The sequence below is a fragment of the Algoriphagus terrigena DSM 22685 genome (assembly GCF_000429445.1).
Classification (GTDB): domain Bacteria; phylum Bacteroidota; class Bacteroidia; order Cytophagales; family Cyclobacteriaceae; genus Algoriphagus; species Algoriphagus terrigena.
Genome location: NZ_AUBW01000003.1, coordinates 397,064 through 410,089, shown reverse-complemented (window position 1 = coordinate 410,089; position 13,026 = coordinate 397,064). Strand labels below are relative to the sequence as shown.

9 protein-coding genes are annotated in these 13,026 nt (G+C 48.5%); 4 read left to right on the top strand and 5 right to left on the bottom strand.

Going from position 1 to position 13,026, the window contains the following annotated elements; all coding sequences use genetic code 11:
- Window positions 1–6: 6 nt before the first annotated feature.
- Window positions 7–1,257, bottom strand: a complete 1,251-nt coding sequence (locus G459_RS0101745; protein ID WP_026966089.1) for an MFS transporter — start codon at window positions 1,255–1,257, stop codon at window positions 7–9.
- Between the two features lie 160 nt (window positions 1,258–1,417).
- Between G459_RS0101745 and G459_RS26615 the strand changes: the two genes are divergently transcribed.
- The 4 genes from G459_RS26615 (at window position 1,418) to G459_RS0101720 (ending at window position 6,952) form a co-directional block, all read left to right on the top strand.
- On the top strand, window positions 1,418–2,536 hold the full coding sequence (locus tag G459_RS26615) for a sialidase family protein (RefSeq protein WP_051315026.1): 1,119 nt from the start codon (window positions 1,418–1,420) through the stop codon (window positions 2,534–2,536).
- Between the two features lie 104 nt (window positions 2,537–2,640).
- Entirely contained in the window at window positions 2,641–3,831 is a 1,191-nt protein-coding gene (locus tag G459_RS0101735) for a sialidase family protein (protein WP_026966088.1), read from the top strand.
- Window positions 3,832–3,837: 6 nt separating this feature from the next.
- Window positions 3,838–6,057 carry a hypothetical protein gene (locus tag G459_RS0101730; protein ID WP_035454864.1) on the top strand — a complete coding sequence of 740 codons (2,220 nt, stop codon included), beginning with the start codon at window positions 3,838–3,840 and terminating at the stop codon, window positions 6,055–6,057.
- A gap of 364 nt (window positions 6,058–6,421) precedes the next feature.
- Window positions 6,422–6,952: an RNA polymerase sigma factor gene (locus G459_RS0101720; RefSeq protein ID WP_051315025.1), complete on the top strand. Its 531-nt coding sequence runs from the start codon at window positions 6,422–6,424 to the stop codon at window positions 6,950–6,952.
- Between the two features lie 142 nt (window positions 6,953–7,094).
- On the opposite strand, the gene G459_RS0101715 is transcribed toward G459_RS0101720, so the two are convergent.
- The 4 genes from G459_RS0101715 to G459_RS0101695 form a co-directional block, all read right to left on the bottom strand.
- On the bottom strand, window positions 7,095–7,868 hold the full coding sequence (locus G459_RS0101715; protein WP_211234381.1) for a class I SAM-dependent methyltransferase: 774 nt from the start codon (window positions 7,866–7,868) through the stop codon (window positions 7,095–7,097).
- 431 nt (window positions 7,869–8,299) lie between these two features.
- A complete protein-coding gene (locus tag G459_RS0101705; protein WP_026966083.1) occupies window positions 8,300–10,228 on the bottom strand; it encodes a c-type cytochrome in 1,929 nt (642 codons plus the stop codon).
- A 20-nt stretch (window positions 10,229–10,248) separates the two neighbouring features.
- Window positions 10,249–12,021: a 3-keto-disaccharide hydrolase gene (locus tag G459_RS26610; RefSeq protein WP_051315023.1), complete on the bottom strand. Its 1,773-nt coding sequence runs from the start codon at window positions 12,019–12,021 to the stop codon at window positions 10,249–10,251.
- 116 nt (window positions 12,022–12,137) lie between these two features.
- Entirely contained in the window at window positions 12,138–13,022 is an 885-nt protein-coding gene (locus G459_RS0101695) for an ATP-grasp domain-containing protein (protein WP_026966082.1), read from the bottom strand.
- Between the last annotated feature and the right edge of the window lie 4 nt (window positions 13,023–13,026).

The following is a 13,026-nucleotide window of genomic DNA, read 5'->3' as shown; positions in this document are numbered from 1 at the left end:
GGCCGTTCAGGAGAAAAGTTCTTTCAGAGACTTGACGCGGGCATTGGACACCAGCGGTTTGGCCCAGATGCCGATAGCGAAAATATACCCCAGCGGAATCAGCAGGAAAAACATCGCGGCCCTAAGCCCAATGCCGTCCGCCAGCGCTCCGATCAGCAAGGGAACCACCGCCCCGCCGATGATGCCCGAGCAGAGCAATCCTGCAAACGTACCGTGTGCGATCGCTACCGAATTTAGTGAAAGCGAGATGATAATAGACCACATCACCGACAGAAAGAACCCCGTCAAGGCAAAAGCAACCAGCACCAACGTGCCCTCGGCGGTCAATCCGACAATCAGCGCTGCGATAGCTCCAAGGGTAAATAACATCAGCACATGCTTTGCATCCATCAACTTAAGCAACAGCAGCCCCAACAGGCAGCCCACAGTCAGCAATCCCCAAAAGTAGGAAATCACCTGTGCTCCAGTCGTCGCAGGATCTGCCCCATGGTATTCTTGCAGAAATTTACTCACCCAGTTGGCGATCCCCTGCTCAGAGCCCACGTAGCAAAAAACACCGATGAAAAACAGCCAAACTTTCCTTTGGCCCATTAGCGCTTTAAGAGAACTGCCTAAATCTACTTTTTCATCTTCCTTGAGTTCGACCTTAGGAAATGAAACTCGGCTGATCAGTAAAAACATCAGCACCGCAAGCAAGGCAAAGAGGTAATACACCGAAACCCAAGAAAGGTCAGCGGGAACCATCTTTTCTAAAAACTGAAAATAGAACGCGTCGTTGCCTGTGTGAAGGTTTTGCACCAAATAGCTGTAGAGCCAGGGGCTGAGAAACGACGCCGCTCCAAAAGCCAATTGACCAAGCACCGAATTGAAGGCAAAATTCTCCTCGCCCCCAACTACTCTCAGTAGCGGATTGATCACCACCTGAAGCATTGCCATACCCAATCCGATGACAAACAGCGAGATCAATGCAAAGCTAAACTGCGGGTTGAAAGCAAAAACCAAAGCTCCCAACGTCGCCAAGGCAAATGCAGTAAGCAGAACCGGCTTTTCACGGTACCGCTCGACCAATAGTCCTGAAGGCAGAGACATCACCCCATAAGCAACGAAAAAACAAAAAGGAAGAAATCCCGCCAGAGAAAGGCTCAGAGAAAAGCTGTTGATAATATCGGGTATGATCGGCCCCAGGATATTTGACATCAGGGAGATCACGAAAAATATCAGGAAAATCAGCAGGAGAAGAGAAGTTCTTTTATTCATCGCGGAGGAAAGTCCAATTTTCGGATGCCCAATATTGGATTGATTATATTAATTATTCACGCTCAAAGAGGATTATTTTTCTTCCCAAAACCTATTTTTATTTGAGCGGATTAGTCCTAATTGAACACACGCTAGTATTTAAACCAAATCACAGAAACGAATGACCTATTACCACTTTCGGATGCTCAGCCTTTCCTGCTGCATCCTCGCCCTCACCCTACTTTTTGTCAGATGTGCCAATTCTTCCAACACCGAAGTGGTTGCGGACGCTCCGGCAGATTCCTTGCGGCTTGTCGAGGTCAGCTCCAGCAAGATCTTTGACAGTCATCCCGAATTTGCTCAGGGTCATGCCTCGACCGTGATCACAGTCGCCCCAAATGAATACCTCGTGGCTTGGTTTGGCGGCTCCTACGAAAAACACGATGACGTCAGCATTTGGATGTCAAGAGGCAACGGCACTACCTGGGAAGTCCCACAGAAAGTGGCCAAAATCCGAAATGATCCTCACTGGAACCCGGTTCTCTTCAATGCTCCTGACGGAAAGATCTACCTCTATTTCAAAGTAGGCAAAGAGATTGACGACTGGGAAACTTGGGTTCAAACCTCCGAAGACAAAGGGAAAACATGGACAGCGCCTGTGGAACTGGTACCGGGTGACAAAGGAGGAAGAGGCCCTGTCCGAAATCACAACATCGTACTTTCAGACGGCACGTGGCTCGCGCCTGCTTCCAATGAGAAAAACAAAGTGTGGAACGCATTTATGGACAGAAGTACTGACGGCGGAAAAACCTGGGAAGCCACGCCTTTTATAGAATTGGACAGAACACTCGTCCCTGAAGAGGGTGTCATCCAGCCTACCGTTTGGGAATCCTCTCCCGGCAACGTCCACGCACTCCTCAGAACTTCCGGGGGGGAAATCGCTCGTACGGACTCAAAAGACTATGGAAAAACCTGGTCGCCGATCTATCTGACCGACCTGCCAAACAACAATAGCGGAATAGATGTCGCGCATCTTGGCGGAGAAAAAATTGCACTCATCTACAATCCGGTCGGTGAAAACTGGGGCGACCGAAATCCAATCAATCTGGCCATCTCACTGGACAATGGTAAAACCTGGGCTATCGACCAAATCATCGAAAAGGGCGAAGATCCAGAGACGGAATTCTCCTATCCCAGTATCACACTTGACGGCGAAGACCTCGTTATGACCTACACTTGGAACAGAAAGAAAGTAGCGTTTTGGAAATTCAAGGTCGAAGGACTCGAAGCTGCTAACTAATAGATATCGCCAAGATCTCTAGCCCTCACAAAGGGTCGACGTTCACCCCAAAACTCCCCCTTTTTGAAAAGGGCAAGGGATTCTTCTTGAATAATATTCTAAAAATGAAATTGAAAACACCATTCATTCTATGCATTGCGGCGCTGATTTTACTGCTTTGCACAGAAAATCTCCTCGCCCAATCCAATATTAATACCAAGTCCGCCATGGAGATTTTCCCGCCTCAGTCGGAGCACACTCACGGCAGCAGTATCGTGGCCTTGCCCAACGGAGACTTGCTCGCAACATGGTTTCAAGGTTCTGGTGAAAGAACCGCAAACGATGTCAGAATCATGGGCTCGAGAAAAGCAAAATCCGCCACGACGTGGTCGACTCCGTTTCTGATGGCAGACACCCCGGGCATTCCTGATTGCAATCCGGTGCTTTTCCTCAATTCCGACAACGAACTTACGCTCGTCTGGATCGCAGTGATTGGCAATCAATGGGAGCATTCGATCCTAAGAACCCGCAAAAGCAAAAATTACGATCAAGCCGGTGCACCAATCTGGAACTGGCAAGACAATATCTTACTGCAGCCGGGAGAAGAATTCCTCACGGAAGTGCAGGCAAGACTCAAAGAACTTCCCGACACGCATCACGGCTGGTCTGCCTATGCGCCGGACTACGACAAGCTCACGATCGAGGCAGCCAAAAACTCCAAGTACCGAAGCATCGGATGGATGACGCGGATCAAGCCCTTGGTTTTGGGAGAAAAGATCATCCTGCCACTTTACTCTGACGGCTTCAACCTATCTCTGATGGCGATCTCGGAAGACTCTGGAGAAACCTGGAAACCAAGCCTTCCTTTGGTAGGGAGAGGCCCGATTCAGCCTGCTTTGGCACAGCGCAAAAACGGCGATATCGTCGCCCTGGCGAGAGATTCGGGCGACGGACCGACCTTCATCCAACAGAGCATCTCCAAAGATCAGGGACAATCCTGGTCAGCAGCGACTAAGACTACGCTCCCAAACACGGCCAGCGTCGAGTTGCTCAAGCTTGCAGACGGCAGATGGATCTTGGTCGGCAATGACATCCACGACGGCCGCTACCAGCTTGCTCTTTGGGTCTCCGACGACGAGGGAATGACCTGGCCGGACAAGCCGCTCTATCTGGAAAATGACGCCGCCAAAAAGGGGAGCTTCTCCTACCCTTCGCTCATACAGGACTCCAAAGGCATCATCCATATCACCTATTCCAGCCACTTCTCGACCGGCAAAACCATTGTATATAAAAGCATCAATCCTGAATCACTCTAAATTAAAATGAAGAAGACACAATTGATTCTAGCCCTTACTTTGGCTACCCAAGTGGGTATTCAGGTATCGGCGCAGAGTCCAAGCCCCGCAAAACAGGTTCATAAAGACCGGGTATTTTTGCAGGATTATTCCATCAAGAATGTCGGCAAAGTTGGAGCCACCAGCCAGTTTAGCCTGGCAAGTGACCGAAACGGCGTCGTTCAAATTTTGGAGGGAAACCAACTCGTCAAGCCCTTCGGAGGCTATTTTCAGCAAAATGGAAAAATCGTCCCTGACCTGACCTATCTCCCGATGAAGGACAAAAATGTACTGGCCATCGATCGCTACCAGGATCACGTGGTCTACCTGGATGACGAAGCGGTATTCAGCAATGCCTGGGCAGGAGTGGTCTTTTTGAAGCATACGCTCAGCAGTCCGACAGCATTCGCCGGAGGCAATGAATTTACATTCGTGGTAGCAGCCAAAAACAAACTTCAGTTGCTGCAAAAAGGCCAAGCAGCATATTCCTTCGAATTACCGGCCGGAGCCGATGTATTGGACATCGTATTTGATGCGGGCCAAAATCAGTTTTGGATCCTGAGCTCAAGCGAGACTTATTCTTTTGCGCCAGCTAGCAAGACCTTGACAAAAGCCTTCTCTGGAGCGCAGATGACCGCTTTGGCAGTTCATTCAGTCAAAAACCAACTCGTAGTCGGAACCCAAAACGGCTATTTCACTTACGATCTGAAGGTTAGTGAAAAAAGCGAAACCAATCAAAAACTGCCTTGGACAGAGATCTCCACGGTGCAGAGCGACGGCCAAAACCTCTGGTTTGGCACTACCATGGGAGTGTTTAAGATGGACGCTGATGGCAAATTCAGCTATTACTACGGAGATCGCTGGCTGCCGGGTGAGCAGGTGAAAGACTTGATCGTACAGGGCAACAAAACCCACGTATTGACGGAGAATGGTCTCGGAACAATTGTTTTCGAAGAAATGACTCTCGCACAAAAAGCGGAGATCCTCGAAAAACAGATGCGTGAGCGCCATATCCGACATGGATTCAACTCCTCTCTCGATCTGATGGAAGCCGGCAATCTGGCAACAGGCCAATTAGACGACTCGGACAATGACGGTCTTTGGACGACGATGTACCTCGCCGGCGAAGCTTTCCGCTACGCTGTCACTAAATCTCCTGAGGCACTGCAAAATTGCAGAGAATCTCTGGAGGCCATGGAGAGACTGTACACGGTCAACGATGTCGAAGGCTTTCCTTCCAGATCATTTGAGCGCAGTGGATACATCCCACAACTTTCCGACCCGGAAAGATGGCAACACGCCTCCGACCCAGAATGGGATTGGAAATCGACAACTTCTTCGGACGAAGTCATTGGTCACGTCTTTGTATTTGGCGTGATGGCGGAGATCGTGGACGATCCATGGATCAAAGCAAAGTCCATCGAATTGCTCGATGCTGTGATGACGCATATTGTCAAAAATGACATGTACCTGATTGACTTTGACGGTAAGCCAACCCTCTGGGGCAAGTGGAATCCGGATTATGTCAACAGTTTCCCCACATCGGTGGGCGACCGCAAGCTCAACTCTTCCAATATCACTGCGATGCTTCAGACCGCTTACCATTTTACCGGCAAGCAAATGTTTAAGGACAAAGCCTTCGAGCTGATGAACAAGTATGGATACCTGGAAAACATGATGCGTCCGATGGCTGGCATCGGCCGATCCGGAGACGGAAGCGACGACTGGGCTAAGATGTTGTCTGACGGCTGGAACCATTCCGATGACGAGATGTACTACGTCGGATACTGGGGCCTCTACCGCTATGCTTTTGACAAAGACCTTCAGGCAAAGTACAAAGAGAGCATCGTGGATCACTGGGAGGCGGAAAGACCGGAGAAGGAAGGCCTTTGGAATATTATGACGGCGCTTGTGCAGCCTGAAAATTTCGACTTGGAGGAATCCATCTGGTTTCTGGAGAGACATCCCATCGACCTGATCAGCTGGACGACCAAAAACAGCCACAGAAAAGACATCGAACTGCTTGAAGCGAATTTCAGAGGGCAGTTGACCAAAGAAGTTCTCCCTCCAAGTGAAACCCGCATTGCAAGACATAACGCAAACCGCTTCTCGCTAGATGGCGGCAACGCGGGCAAAGTAGAATATAGCGCCGGTGATATCTGGCTCCTTCCTTATTGGATGGGCAGATATCTGGAGGTGATCAAATAAGTTGGATTACTAGTTCGAAAAGGGAAGCAGGATTCTTGCTTCCCTTTTTTTGTTCTTGACAAGGCAGGTTTGGGTTTCGTCGACGCAACCAAGCTTCACTTTGATTTTTTTGTGAAAAGAAAAAAGAGGAAACAACTCGGTAACATTCAGGGTCGATTGCTGCATTTTTCACAACCAATCGCCTTAAAATTTTTCTAAAAGCTAATTTTCGGGTAACACTATTACAACTACCTGATTTCTAAGTCACAAAAGCTTAATCTTCCGTTTTTCAGATTTACGCAAATTGAGGTTAGATATTCGCGATATGCGTAATTACTTGTGTTAATTTTTTTGAAAATTTCTGACGAAAGAAAAACTAAAAAAAATGAGCCCACTTGATCGTACAATTTTCGAAGCATTCAGGAACGGAGAAAAACATGCCATAGAAGCTGTCTACTCTTACTACAAGGCTCCGGTAATGCGCTTTATTGTATCCATGGTCAAGGACAGCAATGACTCGGAAAGTATCTTCCATGAGGTCATCATGAAAATCATCCGCAGGCGTGAAAAACTCTGCACCGACGAGGGGATCAATGCATACGTCTTCACCATTGCCAAAAACGAGGTGATTGACTACTTCAAAAAACTCAAAAAAGACAGAGAACGAATCGAGGATTTCTATAAAAATCGGATCGAGTCCCACGACACAATGACCGCATCTGAGGAAGAAGAGATCTTTGCAAACCTGGAATATGCCCTGGAAGGGCTGTCGGTTCAACGTAAAAAAGTAATCGAACTTTCCTATTTCCAAAATCTCTCTTACCAGGAGATCGCCGAAAAACTGATGATCTCCAAAAACACCGTCAAAAACCATCTGATCAAAGCCAAGCTGATGCTCAGAGAGCAAATGCTTTAATCCTCCTATTGTTTCAACTCAGTCTGCGAAAGGACTGCAACACCCAAAACTAAAACCAAGAACATTGAAAGCCCTTGATACAGAATCGGGGGCTTTTTCATGTCAATCCGACTTCCTCAACCACGAATCAGTGGCATTGCAGCTACTTCCTTTCCAACCAAATATTGCCTCCGCTATTTTTGAAACACAGCGGCATACCATCGAACACTTCTCCATGATGTCGGTGCAAATAGTCTGAAAACACCTTGATTTCGAAACCCTCGTTATACATCAAAAACGCTTTTAAAAAATAAGCTTCGTTCCAATTTCTACCTTCAAGAACCCATTCTTTAGGGTATTCGAAGGGATAGAAAATATCATGAAAGTGTACCAAAACGCCACTTCTAAGACGGGGAAGGATTTCAAAAACAATATAGTTTACATCGCTTCCGGTCTTAACCACATGCGTACTGTCGATGAACAAGATATCTCCTGCCTCGAGTTGGTCGAAAACTTCCAGCGAAACTGATTGAACACCCTGCTGGATAATAGTAGTCGCCGATTTATCGCTCTCAATGAGCAGGGTATTCAAGCGCTCCGTGTAAGGCTCAATGAACGTCAATTTAATCTGATTGTCAAAAAACAGCTCGTTTGTATCAAGCATCACAGCTGAAGAAAAACCAGAACCTACTTCAACAATGTGTTTTGGCTTATAATGCCGCATCATCGAGTACAGAATTATTGCATCTGTGTACAAGTAAAAATCGTTGACGAAATAATATCTAAGTCCATCCTTCCTATGATCGCCGAAGGGAATTTCCTCATAGTATTTGTAGAAGTTTCGTACCAATGCGAGCTGTTCCTCCTTCTTCAAATCAATTCCGTTGATGCCGTCTACGGCTTGGCTTTCCCATATTGAAGCCACTCTTTTTTCCACATATGCTACTGAGACTATCGGCGAATAATAATGACCAGCGGGAAAACAGGAGTTAGTCTTAAACTGATGATTTTCCTGGTAGAGACCGCTGATGTAGGGAAGCTTATTTAGAATATCCTTAACTGCACTTTTTAATCTCTTGATTGTTTCCTTTTCCCTAAAGTGAATGCCTACTATATTTTTCTCCCCGAACTTAACGATTTGGAAGACAGGTCAACGCACAGTACAGCTATTTTTCAGCGCCATCATTCTCGGATTTTTCTACAAAAAAAGAGGCTGTCTCAAAACTCAAATGAGCTTCCTGAGAATTGAATATTCGGGACTGAATTCAGATCCCTCCCCGTAAAAATCAGAGGCTGTCCCTACTTATGAGACAGCCTCTTTGACTCTATCAGACGGCCGTAGACTTTCGTCTGTCGGCCGCCAACTATTTATTTCAAGGAATTAATCCATCTAGCGATCTTCAACGCTTCCTCTTTCGGCACCTGAGGCATCGGAGCCATCGGAGTGGCATAGCCCGGCCAGTTCTCCGGCTTCGGATTGTAGATCAGCTCCACGATCTTCTCAGGCGTATAGTTCCGCTTAGCAACTTCGTTAAAAGCTGGCCCCACGACCCTTTTGTCCTTCATATGACAAGCGGTGCAGGTATTTTTTGCCAGCAAGGTTTTGATCTCAGCTTCCGTTGGGATTGCGGCGCCAGCTGGTTTGGTAGCTGGGGCGGTCGTTTTCGCAGCAGTTGCAGCAGGCTTCACATCAGCTACAGGCGCGACCACCGGCTTAGGCTTGATCACCATCTTGTCTCCGCTAGGAATCTCATTCAGCGTGTAGTAGGCATCCATGTGAACGAGTTCATGGGAATTGACAGCCTCACGGATACCCGGCAGGCTGATCTTGTGGATATGATACTGCTGGGGATCGCTGATGGCAATCCTTACTTTTCTGCCATCCTCTGACACTTCCACTCCCAAGACTTCATGGGTCATTTGCTTCACCGGAGGACTTCCGTAGACAGGGAAATACTTATAGGTAAAGCTGGTAATTAGATAAGATGTCAGATCTTCCGCAGATTTCTTATCAATCGGCTTGGTAAACTCAATCTCAAAACCGTCCGGCTTCGCTTTCACATCTCTCATCTCAAACGGAGCCTCACGGTTCCAGACCAAGCGCTGCAAGCCTTCATTCGCATCACCCGCCGAACCCCAACCACGGTTGGTTTCACCGACAAAAAGCGACTGATCTTCGGCAAATACCATTCTCAAGACACCGGACTGAAATCCACTTCTGAAGTCAATGGAAGCACCCTGATAGACGCCATTGACTTTTTCCATCATGACCCGCATAATCTTACTTTGTCCCTGATCACCCACCAAGATCTGTCCTCCAAAAGGTCCCCAGTAGTTGTCAGGAATCGTTATCGGCTCCGAGTTGGAGATTCCGTGGATACCATACGGCAACCAAACTGCGGGAAGTTTGATGGATGGAAGCTGTTTTTTAGCTTCCGCCATGGTGATAAAAGGTGCGTTGACGTCATACTCAGGCTTTCGGAAACCGCCATTTCCATTTTCGATCTTCATCGGATCTACCACAGCGTCAAACTCTGCCGTAGTCATCTTGATCGGTGAGTTTGGCAAATCAGACCAGCGAAGGCCGGCCGGGTGACCAGAAAAGTCGCCTTTTTCCAAGTGCCAAAGTCCACCAGAACCCATGTAATCGCCTTGGTTTTCGGTGTAGAACACTTCGCCGTCCAAAACTCCAGGTCCAGCGGGAGATCTCATCCCGGTAGCATAGGGCTCGATGGTTCCGTCCGGATGGATCTTCAGCGTCCAGCCTCTAAACGGCACCTTGCTCTCGCCTCTCCACCATTCCTGATCACCAAAAGCGACGTTGGTAGTGACAATAAACGAACCGTCTGGAGTGATCTTTGGTCCAAAGCTGTACTCGTGATAGTGTGCCGAAAGTGGCCAGCTGGCGACAGTTTCATACCAGTCTGCTTTCCCATCGGAGTTCAAATCGGTCAACTTGGTCAACTCACCTCGCTGCACCATGTACATGGAACCTTCGTGGTAGGCCAAGCCGAGGATCTCGTGAAGCCCCGACGCAAACTTGGTAAAATAAGGTCTTTGGGAGGTGGGGTTCGCTACAACGAACACATCGCCGCGACGAGTCGAAACAGCCAGGTTCCCGTTGGGAAGCATAGCCAATCCGCCTACTTCCAGAAGAGTGCCTTCGGGAGCGGGAACTTTGAGGATCTTGAAGAAATCCTCTTCTTTTGGTGACTCCTGAGCAAGCAAAGAAAGGCTCATTCCGAGCGCCATGGCGCCCAGCGTCAACGATTTCAAATTAATATTCAATCGAAACATATCTTTTCTTCTATTCAGGATTAAAACAGGAGGCTGTAGGTGAGCGAGGTAGTGACTGGCAAGTAGATGCCCTCAGCGCCGGCTTTGGGAGCATCAGCGGAAACAACGAATATTCCAGTTTCTTCGATCAGATACATATTGTCTGACACTTTTGTAAGCGTTTTGCCTGGAGCGACACGCACCAGCATAGCTGCGCTATTGCCGGTAAGCTCCAGCATGCGATCGATGCCCTTTCCGTCGGCTTTGGCCTTAATTTGGTCTTTCATCTCGATTCCATCCTTGGACTTGGCCAAAAATCTCACCGCGCCGTCTCCCAAGATTTGATAGCCTTTCGCCTGCCATTCCTTGGAAACTGCGCTGTAGTCTGCGTTGTGAAGCAAGGGTGATCCATCGCTCAACTCCGTCACGATTCCGATTGGTTGAGAAACCCCGTTTCCACGGCTATCCCACATCGGTGTCGCATTCAAAAATCCACCTCTCCATACCCTGAGCAGCTGGCCAGAGCTCAGATCGTAAGAGTAGTTAGCTCCCGTGGTTGAGGACACAGAAATGCCATGCGAGATCTTCTTGCGGCCGGGCAACTCGATGAAGGATCTGAGCACCGGAGTTTCGCTGGCATTCACCAAGATCGGATCGGTGGACCAGAAGTCCGCACCTGCGGGAGTGCTGTAGGTTTGTGGCCACATGCCGTCAGCCGAAGCCATCAGTGTAAAGCCCTGCGCAGTCCAGTCGGACGGTTTGGAAACCCAGATCACATAGGGGACTTCGCCTTCTGCCAAGAATTTCTCGGCAGAGATCATTCCTTCTCTCAGCTGAGCGACGTCGCCGTCAGTTCCGATCTGGATCGCGCCAGATCCCTCGGGCACCATCATCCTGAAGGTGTAGTTTCCGGCCTTTTTCACTGCAATCTTTCCTTCAAACTTGCTCAAAGAGGTCTCGGTCAGTCCCGCTACGAAATCGTCGAAAGACGCGATTTTGCCGGTTGAAAAAGCTTTCAGTGTGCTTACTTCAGGAAGCTCTCTGTAAGATCCCGGAAAGACCTGATAGGAAATCTCGCCAAATTCTGGAGCTGGAGTTTGATAAGGCTTCACTTCCAAAGACTGGATCGCAATGGCTCCGTGGTCGCCTTGGATGCGTATCGGGCCAAGAGCCACTTCCCCGCCTGCCATGGCACCTCTCGTCGGGCCAAAAAGCTCCACGTCCTCGTGGATCGTCACACCATTCAAGGTCGCTGACATCACTCTGGCATTCTCGATTTTTTCACCGGAAGCAGAAAATCTCGGAGCTTTGAATTTCACATTCAACGTCTGCCAAACTCCCGGAGCTTTGCTGGCATTCAGGCGAGGCGCATAGCCTTGGTAGCCCTTTTGTCCATCGGGCTTGGTCTCGTCCCAGCGCTCGTAGATTCCGCCGTTGTCCCCAGCTTTGACCGAAGTTTTGGTCCAGCTGTCGAGCAACTGGATCTCGTATTGGCCTTGTAGATACATGCCCGAGTTGGAGCCGGGAGCCATCATGTAGACCAAAGTCACCTCGGCGTCGCCGAATTTCTCGGTAGAGACGATATCGACACCAGGTTTCTTTTTGGTTGGAGTGTTGAGGATGATGCTTCCTTTCCCTTCGGAAAGGAGCTCGTGGCCGGACTGAAGGGGATCAGCCCAGACCTTGCCGACTTCTGACCAACTTCCCTTGTTATTTTCGAAGGAAGCCAGCTGAAGCTTGGTTTGCGCTTGGATAGAGATGGCCGAAAAAAACAAGGCCATTCCCATCCAAGTCGATTTTTGGTTTGAGAACATAAAATTTTGAGAATAAGTAATTGGGGTGGAAATTAACTCCGAAAGCCCAGAGCAGCAAAGGAAATTTGAGCGGAAGCCGGAAGTTGGAACTCAGCGGTATGAAAGACAAGGGCGTTCTACTTGCCCAAAAGCCTCTCCTTCAGCGCCGCCTCATAGTTTGGAATCGCCTTGTCGGATAAAGCCAAAAACAGATATGGCTCGATCAGCTCCAGCTCCATCAAATGGAAAACCCCATCAATCTCTACACCGTCTACTCGACCATAGAGCGTCTTGGCACCATATTGATCAATCAACTTCTGACAGGAATCCAGCATTGCCTGACTCGGCTCGATCTCCTGAATGGTGCCTCCGAAGTAGTGCTGCACACGAAAATCAGCTTTCGCAGGCGTCTTCAACACCGCATGGGAAAACCTTCGATTGAAGAAAATCAATGAATACTCGCCCACTTCAGCGACTTCGGAAATGAAGGGCTGTACCAAAAAGTCCTCCTCTTGAACGAGCTGACCCACTTTCTCCTCAAATTCGGCCCATTTGCTAACCGGAATCTTCACCGTGTTTTTTGCACCTCCGCTGACCAAAGGCTTGACGACAATCGTCTCTGAATTGACCTTCTTCTGGATTTCCTGCAAGTCAGGAACACTCCCCTGCGGCAAGATCATCCCCGATATCACAGGAAAACCGGCTTGCTCAATTTCCAGCAGGTACTCCTTGCTCGAATTCCAAATGACCGTATTCAGATCATTCAATACAGGAATTCCCAATCCTTTGATCTTATCAATCCATTTCAAGAACTCCGGATAGTAGTCAAAATAGTCCCAGGGAGACTTTAATAGTAAATGGCTGAATCGACTCCAATCCACCTCGGGATCTGACCAGATCTGAATCTCATGGTCGATGTCGAGTTTGCTCAAAATAGAGGAAAGTATCTGGTCCTCATCCACCGTGTCGGTATCGTACGCTCCGACAGACAAATAACTAACAATAGCGACGAGTTGTGTCATGGGT

Coding starts and splice junctions, on each gene's coding strand:
- G459_RS0101730 (WP_035454864.1), top strand. CDS start 3,838: ATGAAGAAGACACAATTGATTCTAGCCCTTACTTTGGCTACCCAAGTG.
- G459_RS0101720 (WP_051315025.1), top strand. CDS start 6,422: ATGAGCCCACTTGATCGTACAATTTTCGAAGCATTCAGGAACGGAGAA.
- G459_RS0101735 (WP_026966088.1), top strand. CDS start 2,641: ATGAAATTGAAAACACCATTCATTCTATGCATTGCGGCGCTGATTTTA.
- G459_RS0101695 (WP_026966082.1), bottom strand. CDS start 13,022: ATGACACAACTCGTCGCTATTGTTAGTTATTTGTCTGTCGGAGCGTAC.
- G459_RS0101705 (WP_026966083.1), bottom strand. CDS start 10,228: ATGTTTCGATTGAATATTAATTTGAAATCGTTGACGCTGGGCGCCATG.
- G459_RS0101745 (WP_026966089.1), bottom strand. CDS start 1,257: ATGAATAAAAGAACTTCTCTTCTCCTGCTGATTTTCCTGATATTTTTC.
- G459_RS26615 (WP_051315026.1), top strand. CDS start 1,418: ATGACCTATTACCACTTTCGGATGCTCAGCCTTTCCTGCTGCATCCTC.
- G459_RS26610 (WP_051315023.1), bottom strand. CDS start 12,021: ATGTTCTCAAACCAAAAATCGACTTGGATGGGAATGGCCTTGTTTTTT.